The following is a 19,067-nucleotide window of genomic DNA, read 5'->3' on the forward strand; positions in this document are numbered from 1 at the left end:
CCTCTTATTTTGCTGCTGCCGCATCAATAGCGGAGGTCACTGATGCAGTATCATTGATCGCAGCGGCTGTCATGCTATCGACAATACGCTTGGTTAATCCGGTTAATACTTTGCCTGGGCCTACTTCTAGCAGATGGGTAATACCCTGCTCTGCCATCGCCTCTACCGTTTCACTCCAGCGCACTGGGCTATACAACTGGCGAACCAGTGCATGGCGAATGGCCTCTGCATCTTGCTCTGCTGCAACATCCACGTTATTCAAAACAGGCAATATCGGCGTGTGGAACGTGATGCTTTCAAGTGCAACAGCTAATTTGTCAGCCGCCGGCTTCATCAGAGCACAGTGTGATGGCACGCTAACAGGCAGAGGCAGTGCACGTTTTGCGCCAGCCGCTTTACAGGCTGCTCCCGCACGCTCAACCGCTTCTTTGTTACCGGCGATAACTACTTGCCCAGGTGAGTTAAAGTTCACTGGCGCAACAATTTGATCGTGAGCTGATTCAGCACAGGCTTGCGCAATTGCAGCATTATCCAATCCGATAATCGCAGCCATTGCGCCGGTTCCCTCAGGAACAGCCTCTTGCATTAGCTGACCACGCAGTTCAACTAACCGCACGGCATCTTTAAATTCGATGACACCTGCACACACTAATGCAGAGTACTCACCCAAGCTATGGCCTGCCAGCAAACGCGGTGATGCACCTTCAAGTGCATGCCAAACACGCCAGATAGCAACTGATGCAGTCAGCAGTGCAGGCTGTGTTTTCCATGTTTTATTTAGCTCTTCAGCAGGGCCTTGTTGTACTAATGCCCACAGGTCATAACCTAAAACATCTGATGCTTCAGAAAATGTTTGTTCAACAATAGGATACTGCTGTGCTAAGTCAGCCAGCATACCCACAGATTGAGAACCCTGACCGGGAAACACCATCGCAAATGTTGTCATTTATCTTTCCTGATATAATTTGACTGTTTTTCTGCTACGTTTACTTTCTGGGTACTTGCCGCGCACATATGGCCGTTAAAAACGAACCAGCGCCGATCCCCAAGTAAAACCGCCACCAAAGGCCTCAAGCAAGATAAGTTGGCCGCGCTGAATTCGCCCATCACGCACCGCTTCATCAAGTGCCGTTGGTACAGAAGCTGACGAGGTATTCCCCTGACGATCAAGGGTGATCACCACTTTATCCAGCCCCATACCGAGCTTACGGGCAGTAGCATTAATAATGCGTAGATTCGCCTGATGTGGAACAAGCCAGTCAAGTTGATCTTTACTGATATTGTTGGCAGATAACGTCTCTTCTACCAAATTAGCCAGTTCGGTAACAGCCACTTTAAAGACATCGTTACCTTTCATGGTTAAGTAGCAGCTATCGCTCAACTCAGGTTGACCACGTTCACCATAAGGCAGCGCTAAAAGCTCACCATAACGGCCATCAGCATGCAGATGGGTAGATAAAATACCCGCCTCTTCAGAAGCGCCCAGCACCACAGCGCCTGCCGCATCGCCAAATAAAATCACCGTACCGCGATCTTGCGGATCAAGTGTACGAGAAAGCAGATCAGAGCCGATAACCAGTGCATGTTTCACTGCACCATTACGAACATATTGATCAGCAACACTTAACGCATAGGTAAAACCGGCACATGCCGCAGCCAAATCAAAGGCTGCAGCATCTTTAATACCGAGTAACGCCTGAACCTGACACGCAGCACTTGGAAACGCATGGGTTGCCGATGCTGTCGCAACAATGATTAACCCGATATCATCTTTATCGATACCGGCCATCTCAAGGGCATTGCGTGCCGCTTCACTGGCCATCGTAGCGACAGTTTCATTTTCTGCCGCAATACGGCGTTCACGGATGCCGGTTCGGCTGACAATCCACTCATCGGTCGTTTCTACCATCTGCTCTAAATCAGCATTACTGCGAACCTGAGCAGGCAGATAACTGCCCGTTCCTAAAATTCTTGTATACATGAACGATTAGTCACTCTTGAGTAATACAGCGTCGAGACGTGCAGCAATGCGCGCCGGAACTTGCCGGTGCACCTCCTGCGCCGCCTGCTCAATGGCACAAACCAGCGCCTGTTGATTGGCCCCACCGTGGCTTTTCACGACAATACCGCGTAATCCTAACAGACTTGCGCCATTATACTGGTCGGGGTTCAGCTCCCCCATGCGTGAAAAGGCCTTTTTTAGTAACCAACGCCCCAAAAATCGCAACACGCTGTGAGTTTGTGTTTTGCTGCGCAGTTGTGACAAAAACAGGTGGGCCACCCCTTCCATGGTTTTTAGTGTTACGTTTCCAACAAAACCATCACAGACAACAACATCTGCTTTTCCGGTTAAAATATGGTTGCCTTCAATATAGCCTTGATAACAGATATCCGGGCACTGTTTTAAATACTCTGCAGCCTGACGAATGGTATCGTTGCCTTTTACCTCTTCTTCGCCAATATTTAACAGTGCCACTTGTGGGGATGTTACCGCATATAACTCTTCTGCAAGCACGGCGCCCATCACCGCAAATTGAAACAGCATGCTTGCCGAAGAGTCTACATTAGCCCCTAAATCTAGCAGTAAGGTTTTTCCCCGTTGAGTATTTGGCAGCGCAGCAACCAGTGCCGGGCGCTCAATACCTGCCAGCGGTTTTAAAATCATCTTTGCCAGCCCCATTAAAGCACCGGTATTTCCTGCACTTACGCACGCAAAGGCGTGCCCATCCCGAACCAGCTCTAATGCTTTACGCATTGAGGTATCGCGGCTACGGCGGATGGCAACGGAAGGCCGCATTTCATTCGAAATAGTGTGCTGGGTATGGATGATTTCAAGACGAGAAAGCAGCTCTGCGGAGGCAGATTTTAGGTATGGGGAGATAGTTTGCTGATCGCCTACTAGCAGCAAATGCAATTGAGAATTGGATGTCAAGCTCTGCAAGGCGGCAGGAATGGTGACACGGGGACCGAAGTCCCCGCCCATGACATCTAACGCAATGGTTAGACGAGTCAAAGTAACGCCTAATTACTTAGCAATTACCTTGCGGCCACGGTAAAAACCGTCAGCTGTAACATGGTGACGCAGGTGGGTTTCACCAGAAACCTTGTCTACGGACACAGCTGCAGTAGTCAGTGCATCATGAGCACGACGAGTACCACGCTTTGCACGAGATTTTTTGTTCTGTTGTACGGCCATTGACCTTACTCCTCGAGGATTACTTTTGCTTTAAACTAGCTAGTACGGCGAATGGATTTGGTTTGTCAGCCTCAGGAGGCAACTCACCAAAAACCATGTCCGCTGTGGACACTTCACAGTGTTCGGGTTCATGCACCGGAACCTGCGGCAAGGCAAGAATGATCTCGTCTTCGATAATCCCTAACAGGTCTATCTCACCGAACTCATTAAACTCGACTGGCTCGTAGATTTCCGGCAATGCTTCAGCCTGCTCGTCATTGGCGATAGGGCTGTAGCAAAACGTTACGTGAACAGTTTTGTCATACGTCTTATTGCAGCGCTGGCATGTTAAACGGACAGCTACTTCAGCCTGACCTTTTACCACTGTCAACTTCTGCTCATCTATCCCGAAAGATAACGTGACGTTAGCATCACTGAGCACGCCATCCGTTGCTTCGGTAGTCCGGGTTAAAACACTTGCAGGGTAAGCACCCTCATAATCAAGACGTTTTAGCGCCGTTTTTACCGGATCAACCGATAAGGGCAATTTAACCTTTTGCATAGGATTTACCTTTTGCATTGGGCGCGCATATTAACTTTGTAATGACTCGGAGTCAAAGAAAAAGCGTGCTTTCTCATTCACTCGCCATAAATTGCGCACAAGTCTAAAATAGCCAGCACATTTTATCTACTGACAGAGTGAAGAATGCAACTAAATTTGATTCTTGCATCAACATCCCCTTTCCGTAAACAGCTGCTCGAAAAACTCGGCCTGCCGTTTCAATGTGCTAACCCTGATATTGATGAAACTGCACAAGCGGGTGAGTCAGCGGAGCAACTCGTTACCCGTTTAGCCCATGCAAAAGCCACTGTATTAGCGCAGCAGTACCCACATCACCTGATTATTGGCTCTGATCAGGTCTGCGTATTAAACAACCAAATTACCGGTAAGCCACTAACTGCCGAGCGAGCTCATGAGCAGCTCCGTGCTGCTAGTGGCCAGACTGTAACATTTTATACCGGATTATCGCTCTATAACAGCGCAACGAACCACGTTGAAACCCGTTGTGAGCCTTTTCATGTTCATTTTCGCACTCTTTCAGATGCGGAAATTATGGCATATATCGCTAAAGAACAACCGCTATGGTGCGCGGGCAGTTTTAAAGCTGAAGGCTTAGGTATCACCTTATTTGAGCGTTTAGAGGGAGCAGATCCCAATACATTAATTGGTTTACCACTGATCAGCTTAACGCAAATGCTGTGCCAACAAGGTATCAACCCGTTACTGATAAATGTATAATTTTCAGTTGGTTATCACTTAATTTCAATGTAATAATCCATTTAGCACTCAACTCAAAGGTGAAGGCCTATGCCCTCACCTTTACTACACAACATGACCTGTTACACAGCAACGGATACATCATAGCGGGTATAGCGCAGCGTATCGGAATCAGCCTTAATATACCGTACGTTTATCACGCAAGCGCATCACGGCATTTTTCAGTACCGGATCAAGCGGCGCTTCAATGATCATCTCATTACCGGTTTGTGGGTGACGAAACCGGATAGCAGCTGCATGCAAAAACAGGCGATTTAAGCCGCTTCCTGCAAGCGTTGCGTCAAAATCACGATCGCCATACTTATCATCAAAAGCAATCGGATGACCGGCATGCAATGTATGTACACGAATTTGGTGTGTACGCCCCGTTATCGGGCTAGCTTTCACCAATGTTGCGTGCTCAAAACGCTCAATAATCTCAAAACGTGTTTCTGACGGTTTACCCTCTGCGCTCACTCGCACAATACGCTCACCGCTTTGCAGCACATTTTTGATCAGTGGCGCTTGCACCGCTCTACAATGTTTTTGCCACTGACCACGAACCAGTGCCAGATAATCTTTCTGTACGGTTTTTACACGCAACTGTTCATGTAAATCACGCAGTACAGAACGCTTTTTCGCAACCAATAAGATACCCGATGTATCGCGGTCTAAACGGTGTACCAGCTCCAGAAAACGGGCTTCGGGGCGCAGCGCGCGCAGCGCTTCAATCACACCAAAGCTTAAGCCGCTACCACCGTGTACCGCTGTGCCGGAAGGCTTATTTAACACCATCAAACCGTCATCTTCGTACAAAATGCAGTCAGACAACTCAGCCACACGGGTCAGTTTTGCTGAAACTGGCGGGTCTTCTTTTTCTGACATGCGAATCGGAGGGATACGCACATCGTCACCGGCTTGTAATTTATATTCAGGTTTTATCCGTTTTTTGTTCACCCGAACTTCGCCCTTACGCACAATTCGGTACAACATACTTTTAGGAACACCTTTCAAACGGGTGCGTAAATAATTATCAATTCGCTGGCCTGCTTCATCATCAGAAACGGTCAGTATTTGTACTTTCGTATTAATTTCGGTCATATGAATGATTTTAGCATGAGGCGGATCTCAGTTTCTGTAAAAAAGTAATCTTGCCTAACACACTTTATGAATGGGATAATGTCGTGATTTTCCACGATTGTATTTGTCGTTGCACGCAACCGATGGAATTTTAAAGTTTGCTTGCTTGCCATAACGCTGCAATGGCGTAAGACGTTAAGCATAACAAGCACTTAGTGAGTCACGGGTAGCAGCACTGTCGACTGTGGTAACCATTATACAGTCTTATACTTAAGAATGTGCAGTCATCCCTCTATTGTCGGTGATCTATCTTCATGATGTGCATTAGCACCGTAGAAGCTATTTTCATCTAGAAATAAGAGAATAAGTGCACAACGCATTATCAATGCGCCCCATGCATGTGACAGCCGAGAGGCTGACGGCCATGCTATAGACTCGGGGTCGATAATGTCTGGCAGGCTGAATGTGCCCGCTGACTCTGATGCCAACGAAAAAATAATGAGTAAACTGAATGAAAAGAATGTTGATCAACGCAACTCAAAAGGAAGAGTTGCGCGTCGCACTTGTAGATGGCCAAAAACTGTATGACCTAGACATTGAAAGCCCAGGACATGAGCAGAAAAAAGCCAATATTTACAAGGGAAAAATCACACGTGTTGAGCCAAGTCTGGAAGCTGCCTTTGTTGATTATGGTGCCGACCGTCACGGTTTTCTGCCTCTAAAAGAGGTTGCCCGTGAGTATTTCCCAGCAAACTATTCGTACCATGGCCGTCCGAACATCAAAGATGTTTTACGCGAAGGTCAGGAAGTGATTGTTCAGGTTGATAAAGAAGAGCGTGGCAATAAAGGTGCTGCTCTTACTACCTTTATCAGTCTTGCCGGAAGCTATTTGGTTCTGATGCCAAACAACCCACGTGCTGGTGGTATCTCCCGCCGCATTGAAGGTGAAGAGCGCACTGAACTGAAAGAAGCTTTATCAGCACTTGAACTGCCAGATGGTATGGGTCTGATTGTACGTACCGCCGGTGTAGGCAAGTCAGCCGAAGAGCTGCAGTGGGATCTCAAAGTACTATTGCACCATTGGGAGTCTATCCGCCAAACAGCAGAAACTCGTCAAGCACCATTCTTAGTTCACCAAGAAAGTGATGTGATTGTTCGCGCTATCCGTGACTATCTGCGTCGTGATATTGGTGAGATTCTGATTGATAGCCCAACCATTTTTGAGAAAGCCAAAGAGCATATCAAACTGGTTCGCCCTGATTTTCTCAGCCGCGTAAAACTGTATCAGGGTGAAGTTCCTCTGTTCAGCCATTACCAAATTGAGTCACAAATTGAGTCTGCGTTCCAGCGTGAAGTGCGCTTGCCTTCCGGTGGTTCTATCGTTATCGATAGCACTGAAGCTTTAACCGCTATCGACATCAACTCCGCTCGCGCAACCCGCGGGGGCGATATCGAAGAAACAGCGCTAAATACCAACTTAGAAGCTGCTGATGAAATTGCACGTCAATTACGTTTGCGCGATCTGGGCGGGTTAATTGTTATCGACTTTATCGATATGACGCCAGTGCGTCATCAGCGTGAAGTTGAGAACCGTATGCGTGATGCCGTACGCCAAGATCGTGCCCGTGTGCAGATTGGCCGTATTTCACGTTTTGGTTTGCTCGAAATGTCTCGTCAGCGCTTGAGCCCTTCACTCGGTGAGTCAAGCCACCATGTCTGCCCGCGTTGTAGCGGTACAGGCACAGTGCGTGATAATGAATCACTCTCTCTTTCTATCCTACGCTTAATGGAAGAAGAGGCACTGAAAGACAATACATCTCAGGTACATGCTGTTGTTCCTGTACATATTGCTTCTTATCTACTCAACGAAAAGCGTAAATCAATTGGGGTGATTGAATCACGCCATAACGTACGCGTTATTGTTGTGCCAAATGATCGCATGGAAACTCCGCACTTTAATGTGGTTCGCATGCGCGAAGGTGAAGAGAGCAATGCACTGAGCTACTTGTTGCCTCAAATCCATGAAGCAGCGGCACTGGCTGAAGCAGAAGAGCAAAGTACGGATCGCCGTAAACCATCTGTCGTTGAAACTCCTGCACTTGCCGGTTTATCAACGCCACCAGAAGCACCTGCGGTAGTCAATATTCCACCGGTACAAGCTCCAACTCCGACAGCACCTCGTGCTACAGAAGCAGAAAAAGCGTCTATTTTTAGCCGTTTCTTCGGTTTCATTAAGTCTATTTTTGCTGGAAGCGAAACCGCTACACCAGAAAAAGCAGAGCCGGTTAAGACTGAACAACGCGAACAGCGCCGTCCACAGCGTAACAACCGCCAGCGTGATGATCGCCAGCCTCGTCGTGATCGTAACGACCGCAACGACCGTAATGGCAATGATCGTAATGACCGTGGTGACCGCAACGATCGCACTGAGCGCTCCAACGAACGCCCACATGATCGTAACGAGCGCGCCGAGCGTACTGAACGTGGTGATAATGATAACCGTCGCCGTCGTAATCAGGAAAACCGCAACCCGCGTGCTGCGCAAACCGATGACACCGCTGTCAATGTAAACGATCAAGATCGTAACAATGAACGTCGTAAGCCACGTGACGAACAGCCTCGTGGTAATCGTCCTGAGCGTCAGCAACGTCGCCGTCCTGATGACAAACGCCAAACGCCAGTGGTATCTGAAAATACCGTGCAAGTTGCACAAGCTGAGAACAACGTTGTAGTAAACACTGCCGCTGAGATCGAAGAAGATAAACAGCAGCAGGTCACACAGCGTCGTCAGCGTCGTCAACTGCGCCGTAAAGTACGTATTACGGATGTTAATGCTGAAAGTGCTGAGACTAATGCAGTAACTGCACCTGTCACTGAGTCTGCTACAGCCCTGCCTACCGACACGGCAAACACCACTGTCAATGCAGCGGCATCAGAACCTCGTCAGGTACAAACTCCTACTGTCGAAGCAACAAACAGCAATGCTAATGATGCAGAGCCAGCTACGGGTGAGAATCAAGATCGTAACTTTGATGGCCACCGTCGCTCCCGCCGCTCACCACGCCATTTGCGTGTTAGCGGTCAGCGTCGCCGTCGTTATCGTGATGATCGCCGTAATACCACCTCTCCAGTTCCACTCGAGATGGCGATGTTCTCTCCAGAACTGGCCAGCGGTAAGGTGTGGATTCAGTATCCGGTACAGCAAGCTGAACGCAATGCTGATGCAGTAACCCAACATGCAGAAGCTGCAGCATTTGTTCCTAACGAAGTGATGTTAGAGAATCAAGCAGCACAAGCACATGCGGTTGCAGCGGCTCAAGCCCCTGCTCCGATTGCTGAAGTGATCACGGCTGTAACAGTAACACCCGCGGTTATTCAGACAGCAACAAGCAGTGTAAATGATAATCTAACTACAGCAGCAACCAATGCAACACCTGCGCAAGCCGGTGCAGTATCTACTGTGGCAACCAAGCCAGCGGCTTGTACTGATGATTATCAATCTTCATCACAGCATGCTGTAGAAAAAGCTAGCGTAAACGCAGCCGAGACAACGGTAAGCTCAGAGAATGTAAGCACTGCTGAAACGGCTTCAACAGAAACTGTAGTGCCGCGCTCTGTTTTGGTGGCTCCGGTGTTAAGCGCTGTATCAGCAACATCGGCAACATCATCATCGTCTTCACGTGCAATGTCCCCTTCTGCGGCCGCTGCTGCAAAAGAGCAAGCAATACGTGATGCACAGATGAGTCCGGTTGCTACATCAGACGTTGCTGACACGGCTATCTCTGCAGAATCGGTTGTACTGACCCCGAGCGTTGAGCTAAACGAAGTGCCAGTTACTGAAAACACAGTAGCCAGTATCGTGACCACTGAGACGGCAGCAGTAGCACCTATTGCTGAAATTACCGCGCCTACAGAGGTTGTTGATAACAAACCAGAAGCCCTTGCCGTGATTGAACAATCACCAATAGAGCTGCCAATTGTGGCTGATGCTATCGCAGAGACTATCTCTGAGCCAGTAGCTGACTCCACCATCAGCAATGATATTGCTTGTGATGAAGTTGTTGGCAATGAAGTACCACTCGAAGAGGTTCTGATTGAGGTTAACCCAATTCAGACAGCGCCTCCACGCGGTTACTCCAGTGCCTCTATGGCAAAAGCACCTGCTATCAGCACAAACGCTGCTGCCCCTGTGCACAGTGATTGGGTTCGTCCAGTTTATGAGTTTACTGGGCGCGGCGCTGCCGGAAGTCAGGCTGCCACGCACCATGCACAAGCTACGGCGGCAAAAACAGGTTTATAGCAGATAACACTGTCTGCACTTGTATCTAACCTGTGCTTCGCATCAAAATAAAAGCCGCATTCGCGGCTTTTATTTTTTTGTGCTGTTGTGTGAAAGTAAGTTTGTATTCTGTTCTATGTTTAAACGGTATCATCTTCCATAATGACAAACGCTCAAATAACTGACACGGTTTGAGTATTGGTTAGCGCTCTTCCAACAGATACTCTTTCAGGCTTTGTAATAACTGTGGCAAAGAGATAGACTGAGGATGTTTACAGGCAATTTGCAGTGTTAACTCAGGGCTATCTCTTCCATTTAATGTCAGTAATGATACTTCAACCATTTTATCCAGCACCACATTCATAATTGGTGCTAAATGTTGCACTTTAATGCCCGCAGGTTTAACTAAATCACACTCTAGCCATTCAGCATGCAACTGCTCACGATGAAACCCGTGTGGCTCAGCCCAGCGCCATACTGCCGGTAAAATAATACACTGCAGCACACGTATCCGCTCGTATTCACGTGAAGTTAAATCAATGACACTAGAGCATGTTGGTGATTCAGCGAGACAATCACACTCTTCAAGGAATTCCGAAAATGGTAAAACATGAATGGCATTATAATTTAAGTTTAATAATGCAGAGTTATAACTTTCAGACACCTGACACAGTAAATCAATAATCTCTTGGCGTGTAATATATTGCCGCTGCCAGGTAATGATTAGCTGTAAATGCCCCTCTTCCACATGAACAAATAACGCACGTAAACCCAGTGCCGATGAGCGATGTAACCATGCAGGCAACCCCTTTTCCAATTCAACAAGAGGAATGTCATACATGCTTAAATCAAGCCATTCCATCTGCAAAGGTAAGAAGTTTTTAAATGCCAAATGGTATGCGGCAATAAAGTGTTCGGTATCCAAATCACCAAATAAAACCCACCGTAAACTGTGCATGGGAATTAAACTTGGGTTGGACATGATCAGTTGCTGTTCCTTCAGCATTGCTTTCACCATCCGTTCTCTTAACAAGAAACATATTTCATATGAGCGAACACAATTTAACCACTATCAGTTTACACTTACGCGACATGCTTAGCAAAAACGGAAAGGGATAAAGGTGACAGTTCGACAATATGTTTATCGCTAGATCAGATGTAATTTTATGCAACAACGCCACTATATCGTTTAACGCAGTTTTAACGCGGATAAATTGCGCCTAATACTGCAGGATATTCAGCTCCGGTCACTGCAGGAAGATTCCCCGGTTGTTGATGAACAGCGCACCAGCTGAGCCAAGCAAATGCCATCGCTTCCATATAATCAGGGCTAACGCCATAGTGTTCTGTGGATAAAACACGGGTTTGAGGAAGATAATGTGCTAAACGTTGCATTAATAGTGGGTTGTGTACACCACCACCGCAGACCAGTAATTCATTAAGCGTAGTCTGCTGACTGAGCAAAGGCTGTATGATGGTAACTGCCGTTAATTCAACCAGTGTCGCCTGAATATCAACAGCAGAAAGAGGCGGAAAATGAGCCAGTTTTTGCTGTAGCCAGGCCATATTGAACAGCTCACGACCGGTACTTTTCGGCGGTTCTATCGCAAAAAAAGGCTCTGTAAGCAATGTATGTAAAAGATCAGCATCCACCTGCCCTTGCTTGGCAAATTCAGCATTATTATCAAACCGCTGCCCTGTTTGTAACATTACCCATGCATCAAGCAGTACGTTGCCCGGGCCAGTATCAAACCCTGTGACCGCATGATCAGGAAGTAATAGAGTGAGATTAGCAATACCGCCAATATTTAGCACCGCCCGTGGGGTTGATGTGCCAAACAGTGCCGCATGAAATGCCGGAACTAACGGTGCGCCTTGGCCACCCAACGCCATATCACGACGGCGAAAATCAGCAACAGTTGCAATACCAGTGTGTGCTGCAATCAGGTTGGCATCACCCAATTGTAAAGTAAAAGGATAAGCACCATCAGGGTCATGGTATACCGTTTGACCATGGCTGCCGATCGCCTCAACATCTGCCGCCCGAATATGATGCTTCGTGAGCAAGGTTTGTACGGCCTCGGCAAAAAATAGCCCTAAACGGTGGTCAAGTTGGCCGATATTTACCAGTGTGGTAGCCTGACCATGGCAGACATCTAATACAGATTGTTTCAACACTTCAGGCATGGGCAAAAAGTCAGCTGCCAACAAAGAAACCTGCTGGCCATCAGTCTCTATTAATACGGTATCTGCACCATCTAAACTGGTACCTGACATTAAACCGATATATTTTGCCATTTTTACCTGCCATTGAATCAATCATTATTGCTGCAAATAGCCGGTACAGGCTATCGTGAATAACGCATCTATTTTTAACCTACAGCGCGTTAATCTCTTCTATTTCATCACGCCGAAGTATGCTTTGTTTTTCAAGCTTATCACGCAATTTTTGTTTATTCGCACGAATTTGTTGCTTCACAATACTAACTATATCAACCCGGTAACGCAGATCATGTAATGACCCATAAACATACAGCGGAACATCTACAAACGGAATATCACTATTTGCTATTTGAATACGGTTATTCAATGTTAAATCACACTGCTTGGTCAGAAGATTAATATTTCCTGTGGCATTCAATGCAAGTTTATTGGCTGAGGCATTCATACGTGCTATTTTCAGTTTTCCCTGATTAAAATTCAGGTCAGCTGCCATTTTATCCAAATGCGTTTGATAGGTGACTGACTCACTTTCCACATTCTGACCTTTTGCTCTGGCTATACTGCTTGAAAGTAAATACGGTAAATTAACCCCTTCAAAATCAACATCTCGTAATAGCAAGGTGACAAACCCTCGGCTAGAATTTAAAGTTGGCCACCCTTCAAACAGCCACTTTCCACTCATATTCAATGCTCCCCGTGCATCAACACCGCTATTAAGCCATTGCAGTAGCGATGAAAGCTGAATATGGGTTAGCACGGGTAAAAGCTCAAATGTTTTTGGCTCAGTCAATAAGTTAACGGTGCCAGTTGCTTGTAGTAAGCCGCCTAAACCTGACATGCTAAATTGAACAACGGCGGCAACCCCTTGTTGGATAGTCGCATCAAGGGATACATCATTAAATGTGTGTTTTCGCCACTGAATTTTATTCACTCTCAAAGTAGCAAAACCATCAAGATAATAAGGGCTATTCTGCTTTTTGGTATTATCACTGGATTTATCCAGCATATTATCAGCATTCAGTACTGCTATTTCGCTAGCAGCATCTGTATTAATTTGCGCATTTCCATTTTTACCGATATAGGCAGAGTCAACCGATTTATCAAGCTGGTCTGCTCGATCTACTACATCCTTCCAAAGCGGTAATAATGTATCAAGATCAAGATAAGGGCTGTTAATATTGATATCAATAAAACCCGGCGCAGGCTTTGTTTTTGCGATAACTTCACCGGAAATTTGTGCGATAGGAGAATCAACACGGACATTACGCAGTACAATTTTACCCTCTTGCCGATTCAAATCAGCTAAGAATGTGCTGGTAATTTTATTCTCTACGTTACCTTCAGCTGTATTATTGCTTAGTGTAATTTCAAGATGATTATTAGTTAGTGAAATATTATTAAGATTTTCACTCAGTGATAATTTACCCTGATAATTAATGGCAGCAGTATCACGCGGAAGTGCAATGGAAGATGACAGCTGTAACGGAAACACGCCGCGAGTAGCATTACCTAATGCGATATTAAGTTGATTAAACACGATTGAGTCAGCGGCTTTTCGCCAGATAAGCTGGCTATTATTGACCGTAATCTGACGCAAAACAATATCCCAATGCGATGCCGTGTTTTGTACTATTGCAGGTGATAAAGTTGATAATTCAGATGAGAGCGTATTTGGCTGATATAACGCGTTCTCAACAGAGAGATCATCGCGAGCAAGCGCATCCCAATTACTTGTGCCGTTTGCTGCAATTTCCAATACCGCAGTAACGCCCTCAAGTTGCAAATTGTTGATAACAAGCTGCTTACTTAATAAGGGAAGCAAACCAATTTCAAGCGAGATACTTTTCGCCTGAATAATGTAGGGATCACGATAACCAGTAGGGCTAGTCAATGAGGTTTCACCGGCTTGCAGGTATAACCCGTATGAGAAGCGCCACTGCAATGCGCCTTGTATGGTTAATGTCTGCCCTGTCTTGCTTTTAATACGATCAGTAATCAATGATTTAAACTGATTAGTATCTATTGATAGCAACAACGTACATGCTGCTATCGCAAATACACTCAACGTACATCCCAGTATAAGCCGTTTTCTCATCCCTGCCTCATTCTTGTTATCAACTCAGCGAGCGTTAATCCTTATCAATACGGCTTGCCACCGCGCCCTGCTGATTTTTATATTTTGCATCAACACGGCGATTATATGGCCGTGCGGCAGGCCCAGTTAATGGTTCAAAGCTGAGTGCGCCAATCAACATTTCAGGGCGAAGTGCCAATGGTAACTTCCCTGAATTATAAAACTCAAGCACGATACAGCCCTGCCAGCCCGGATCAATTCGGTGTGCCGTGACATGCACCATCAAGCCTAGTCTAGCTAAAGATGAACGGCCATCAAGCCAACCCACTATGTCATCAGGCAATGTGACCGATTCATAGGTAACAGCCAGTGCTAGCTCACCCGGATGCAGAAAGAAAGCGTCCCCATCGGCTAGCACGATCTCATCACTCATCACGCGCTCGAGTGCGGCGGTCACTTCATCTTTAGGGCCGCTCAGATCGATAAATGCAGCAGTATGGTCACGGAAAACCCGAAACTGATTGCCTAACCGAACATCAACCGTTGCACCGTTGATACGCTCAATCGGGGGGCGTGGCTCGATAACAATCCGACCGCTGTCTAACGCAGCTTCTATATCCGTATCACATAAACGCATAGCAAATAGCTCCAGCTTATAGCGTAACTAACTCTATTTTAAGATAATTTTCGGCGACACAATGGATAATCTCCGTGATTTATGTCGTAAAATCCATGCAGACACATGGGAATGAGCCGTTACGTTCACTATCAGATAAAAAAGAGGCTGGAAAATCCAGCCGCTCTCAGTATGGTTAGTTGCGTTTACTCGCTGAGTAACTGCGTGATTTTTGCTTTCAGAATATCGATAGCAATACGGTTTTTTCCACCGCGCGGCACGATAATATCGGCATACTGTTTTGATGGCTCAATAAACTGCAAGAACATTGGGCGTACGGTTTTCTGATACTGCTCAAGCACCGATTCCATAGTACGGCCACGCTCTGTCACATCTCTTCTGACGCGGCGCAGTAAACAGATATCCAGCGGCGTATCAATAAAAATAGAAGCGTGCATTTCACCGCGCAGACGAGAATCGGTCAGCAGTAAAATACCTTCCAAAATGATCACTTTTTTCGGTTCAAAGTGGATAGCTTCTTGTTTACGTGTGTGCTCTACATAGCTGTATTGCGGGATATCAACCGCTTCGCCACGTTGCAACATCTGTAAATGCTGCAACAATAAGTCATGATCCATAGCTTTTGGATGATCGTAGTTCGTTTTAACACGAAGCTCCATCGGCAAGTGGCTTTGATCTTTGTAATAGCAATCTTCAGATATCACGCCGATTTGAGCATCTCCAAGCTGTTCGCACAGCTCACGGTAAATGGTGCTGGCAATAAGACTTTTTCCTGACGCTGAAGCGCCAGCGATACCGATGATGAGACACTGCTGAGATTGTTCTGTCATAGTGAAGCTCTGATTACTCTAGTGGCGTGAAAACAAATGATGACGTGGATGCAAACCTTATGATTATAAGAAATTTGACCCTCATCACGCTACCATTGATTTTAACTAATATTACGAACTGCAATCTCTGTGGCGATAGATTCACCACTCCAGTACATTTTTGCAGCAATACGTGCCGCTAACTGGCGATAAATGTGAGTAAACTCACTTTCCGGCGCAGCAACTACGGTCGGCTCGCCACGATCAAGGTCCTCACGTAACCGAATGTGCAACGGCAGTTGTGCCAGCAACTCAGCACCATATTTTTCAGCTAGCCGCACTGCACCACCGGTACCAAAAATAGCTTCATGATGACCGCACTCACTGCAAATGTGCATGCTCATGTTCTCTACGATACCCACCACAGGAACATTCACTTTCTCGAACATGGCGATGCCTTTTGCAGCATCTAACAGCGCAACATCTTGCGGCGTTGTCACCACAACCGCACAAGTCACCGGTGTTTGTTGTGAAAGAGTGAGCTGAATATCACCAGTGCCCGGCGGCATATCAATCACCAGATAGTCAAGATCAGGCCACCATGTTTCATTTAACAACTGCCCCAGTGCACGGCTGGCCATTGGGCCGCGCCAGATGGTAGCGCTGTCAGCCTCAACCAGATAACCGATGGAGTTGGTAGCAATACCGTGCGCACTGACCGGGACCATATGTTGCCCATCGGGCGAGGTTGGCCGTTGATCTTCTGTACCGAGCATCATCGGCACAGACGGGCCATAAATGTCGGCATCTAAAATACCCACTTTTCCGCCTTCAGCGGCCAGTGCCAGTGCCAGATTGACTGCTGTGCTCGATTTTCCTACACCGCCCTTGCCCGATGTCACCGCGATGATGTTTTTAACACCTTTCACGCCCGGCTGGGTATTAGCACGTTTGAGCGTGGCAACGTTGTATTCGATAATCCAGCGAATCTGTTTTGCCCCTGTTGCCACCAAAATAGGGGCCTCTACAGCCGCCTGTAAAGCATCAAACCCTGATTGCCACGCAAAAGGCATGCTGAGCCGTAATGTGAGTTCATCACGCTTGATACTGGCTTGTTTTAGCGCCTGCAACTGGCTCAACGGTTGCGATAAGGTTGCATGGGTAAATGTATCTAAAATTGGCACTATTTTAGCGCTGATATCCGACTCAACGCCGAAAAGAGACTTCAGGCTCACTCCGACTACTCCTTTTATTGTAAAAGTGCTGCTCTTCATCACTCAAGGTTGGGGGAATTTGATTCGCAAATCAACCCCATTGATTACAGGCTGTGGGTAGCGACAAACAGAATGATGCGGTAACATCACGGGATTCGTAAATCTGATACTAAAACAGCAGAACTCTCATTATGTCTCTAGATGCTAAGGCTATTTCAGCAAGAAAACTTCTGGTCACCTGTGCCCTGCCGTATGCGAACGGCTCTATCCACCTTGGCCATATGCTTGAGCATATTCAGGCCGATATCTGGGTACGTTTCCAGCGTATGCGCGGGAACGAAGCCTATTTTGTGTGCGCCGATGATGCACACGGTACGCCTATTATGCTCAAAGCGCAGCAAATGGGTATCGCACCAGAGCAGATGATTGCTGATGTCAGCCGTGAGCATCAACAAGATTTCGCCGGTTTTAATATCAGTTTTGATAACTACCATTCAACTCACAGTGATGAAAACCGTGAGTTAGCGGGCATGATTTATGGCCGATTGAAAGAGAATGGTTTTATCAAAACGCGGACAATTTCTCAGCTTTTTGATCCTGAAAAAAGTATGTTTTTGCCTGACCGTTTCGTGAAAGGAACGTGCCCAAAATGCAAAGCAGAAGATCAGTACGGTGATAACTGTGAAGTGTGTGGTGCAACTTACAGCCCAACTGAGCTGATTAATCCACAGTCTGCGGTATCGGGTGCAACACCGGTCATGAAAGAGACTGAGCACTTTTTCTTTGATCTTCCCTCTTTTGAAGGCATGTTAAAGGCGTGGATCCGCTCAGGCACACTGCAAGATGAAGTAGCCAATAAAATGCAGGAGTGGTTTGAGTCAGGGCTGCAACAGTGGGATATCACTCGTGATGCGCCTTACTTTGGTTTTGAAATTCCTGACGCACCGGGTAAGTACTTTTATGTCTGGCTTGATGCGCCTATCGGTTACATGGGTTCATTCAAAAATCTTTGCGATAAGCGCAGTGATCTCAATTTTGACGAGTTTTGGAATACTGACTCTACTGCTGAGCTGTACCACTTTATTGGCAAAGATATTGTCTATTTCCACAGCCTGTTCTGGCCGGCAATGCTCGACGGTAGCCAGTTCCGCAAACCAACCAATGTTTTCGTACATGGTTATGTGACAGTCAATGGCGCAAAAATGTCTAAGTCACGCGGCACATTTATTAAAGCCGGTACGTATCTGAAGCATTTAGATCCAGACTGTCTGCGTTATTACTATGCGGCAAAACTCTCTTCCCGCATTGATGATCTTGACTTGAATCTGGATGATTTTATCCAACGTGTTAATGCCGATATCGTGAATAAACTGGTGAATCTGGCCTCACGAAATGCCGGTTTTATTGCCAAACGCTTTGACGGTGTGTTGGCAGATAATCTGGCTGATTCGGCGCTGTTTGCTGAATTTACCGATGCAGCAGAGATGATTGCACAAGCGTATGAAGCGCGTGAATACGGTAAGGCTATCCGTGAAATTATGGCGCTGGCAGACAAAGCTAACCGCTATGTGGATGAGCAAGCGCCATGGGTCGTGGCCAAGCAAGAGGGCCGTGATGCCGATCTCCACGCGATCTGCTCTATGGGGATTAACCTGTTCCGTGTGTTGATGACGTATCTAAAACCTGTGATGCCGATGCTCAGTGAGCGTGCCGAAGGTTTCCTCAACACAACGCTGACATGGGATAGTGTAGCCACCCCGCTGTTAAATCATAAAGTGAACACCTTTAAAGCACTGTTCAACCGTATTGATCCTGACAAGGTAAATGCCATGGTTGAAGAGTCAAAAGAAGAAGCAGCGGCAGCTATGCCGGTAAAAGAGCCAACTGAGCTGGATAAAAACCCAATCTGCGAGACTATCGGCATTGATGATTTCAGTAAGGTTGACTTACGTATTGCTCTGATTGCAAAAGCAGAATCTGTACCCGAAGCGGATAAACTGGTGAAGCTGACACTGGATCTGGGCGGAGAGACTCGCCAGGTATTTGCCGGTATTAAATCAGCCTACAAACCCAAAGATCTGGAAGGCCGGATGACCGTGATGGTCGCCAACCTTGCACCGCGTAAGATGCGCTTTGGTATTTCCGAGGGTATGGTGCTAGCTGCCGGTGACGGCGGCAGTGATCTGTTTATTCTCAGCCCAGACTCAGGTGCAAAACCGGGTCAACGGGTAAAATAAAGCCAAAGATCAAAACACAAA

Annotated in this window: 15 protein-coding genes; 3 read left to right on the plus strand and 12 right to left on the minus strand. The window is 46.8% G+C overall.

Translation table 11 applies throughout. From position 1 onward, the window contains the following. Positions 1 to 4: 4 nt before the first annotated feature. The 5 genes from fabD to yceD form a co-directional block, all read right to left on the minus strand. Positions 5 to 946: an ACP S-malonyltransferase gene (gene fabD / locus AC1HDJ_RS10335; protein WP_479535691.1), complete on the minus strand. Its 942-nt coding sequence runs from the start codon at positions 944 to 946 to the stop codon at positions 5 to 7. 75 nt (positions 947 to 1,021) lie between these two features. Beyond that, positions 1,022 to 1,981 (minus strand): beta-ketoacyl-ACP synthase III, encoded by a 960-nt coding sequence (locus AC1HDJ_RS10340; RefSeq protein ID WP_479535693.1) that lies wholly within the window; start codon positions 1,979 to 1,981, stop codon positions 1,022 to 1,024. 6 nt (positions 1,982 to 1,987) lie between these two features. Next, positions 1,988 to 3,013, minus strand: a complete 1,026-nt coding sequence (plsX, locus tag AC1HDJ_RS10345) for a phosphate acyltransferase PlsX (protein WP_479535696.1) — start codon at positions 3,011 to 3,013, stop codon at positions 1,988 to 1,990. 12 nt (positions 3,014 to 3,025) lie between these two features. After that, positions 3,026 to 3,196, minus strand: a complete 171-nt coding sequence (rpmF, locus tag AC1HDJ_RS10350; protein ID WP_438621747.1) for a 50S ribosomal protein L32 — start codon at positions 3,194 to 3,196, stop codon at positions 3,026 to 3,028. A 19-nt stretch (positions 3,197 to 3,215) separates the two neighbouring features. Continuing rightward, entirely contained in the window at positions 3,216 to 3,737 is a 522-nt protein-coding gene (gene yceD / locus AC1HDJ_RS10355; RefSeq protein ID WP_479535698.1) for a 23S rRNA accumulation protein YceD, read from the minus strand. Positions 3,738 to 3,881: 144 nt separating this feature from the next. Here yceD and AC1HDJ_RS10360 point away from each other — a divergent pair, with 144 nt between their 5' ends. Continuing rightward, entirely contained in the window at positions 3,882 to 4,475 is a 594-nt protein-coding gene (locus tag AC1HDJ_RS10360) for a Maf family protein (RefSeq protein WP_479535700.1), read from the plus strand. 156 nt (positions 4,476 to 4,631) lie between these two features. Here AC1HDJ_RS10360 and rluC read toward each other — a convergent pair whose 3' ends face one another. Further along, positions 4,632 to 5,594, minus strand: coding sequence for a 23S rRNA pseudouridine(955/2504/2580) synthase RluC (rluC, locus tag AC1HDJ_RS10365; RefSeq protein WP_479535702.1), 963 nt, complete (start codon positions 5,592 to 5,594; stop codon positions 4,632 to 4,634). Positions 5,595 to 6,084: 490 nt separating this feature from the next. Here rluC and rne point away from each other — a divergent pair, with 490 nt between their 5' ends. After that, on the plus strand, positions 6,085 to 9,873 hold the full coding sequence (rne, locus tag AC1HDJ_RS10370; protein WP_479535704.1) for a ribonuclease E: 3,789 nt from the start codon (positions 6,085 to 6,087) through the stop codon (positions 9,871 to 9,873). Positions 9,874 to 10,054: 181 nt separating this feature from the next. Here rne and AC1HDJ_RS10375 read toward each other — a convergent pair whose 3' ends face one another. The 6 genes from AC1HDJ_RS10375 to apbC all read right to left on the minus strand — a co-directional run bounded on the left by AC1HDJ_RS10375 (position 10,055) and on the right by apbC (position 16,830). Beyond that, positions 10,055 to 10,858, minus strand: coding sequence for a hypothetical protein (locus AC1HDJ_RS10375; RefSeq protein ID WP_479535707.1), 804 nt, complete (start codon positions 10,856 to 10,858; stop codon positions 10,055 to 10,057). Positions 10,859 to 11,052: 194 nt separating this feature from the next. Then, entirely contained in the window at positions 11,053 to 12,150 is a 1,098-nt protein-coding gene (locus AC1HDJ_RS10380; RefSeq protein WP_479535709.1) for an anhydro-N-acetylmuramic acid kinase, read from the minus strand. Positions 12,151 to 12,229: 79 nt separating this feature from the next. Beyond that, entirely contained in the window at positions 12,230 to 14,170 is a 1,941-nt protein-coding gene (locus tag AC1HDJ_RS10385) for an AsmA family protein (protein ID WP_479535712.1), read from the minus strand. 34 nt (positions 14,171 to 14,204) lie between these two features. Next, positions 14,205 to 14,786: a dCTP deaminase gene (gene dcd, locus AC1HDJ_RS10390; protein ID WP_479535714.1), complete on the minus strand. Its 582-nt coding sequence runs from the start codon at positions 14,784 to 14,786 to the stop codon at positions 14,205 to 14,207. Positions 14,787 to 14,971: 185 nt separating this feature from the next. Then, positions 14,972 to 15,616 (minus strand): uridine kinase, encoded by a 645-nt coding sequence (gene udk / locus AC1HDJ_RS10395; RefSeq protein WP_438621737.1) that lies wholly within the window; start codon positions 15,614 to 15,616, stop codon positions 14,972 to 14,974. 101 nt (positions 15,617 to 15,717) lie between these two features. Continuing rightward, positions 15,718 to 16,830 (minus strand): iron-sulfur cluster carrier protein ApbC, encoded by a 1,113-nt coding sequence (gene apbC, locus AC1HDJ_RS10400; RefSeq protein ID WP_479535716.1) that lies wholly within the window; start codon positions 16,828 to 16,830, stop codon positions 15,718 to 15,720. 170 nt (positions 16,831 to 17,000) lie between these two features. Between apbC and metG the strand changes: the two genes are divergently transcribed. Continuing rightward, positions 17,001 to 19,046, plus strand: coding sequence for a methionine--tRNA ligase (gene metG, locus AC1HDJ_RS10405; RefSeq protein ID WP_479535718.1), 2,046 nt, complete (start codon positions 17,001 to 17,003; stop codon positions 19,044 to 19,046). The last annotated feature ends 21 nt before the right edge of the window (positions 19,047 to 19,067 follow it).

The sequence above is a fragment of the Plesiomonas sp. ISS29 genome, assembly GCF_056522795.1.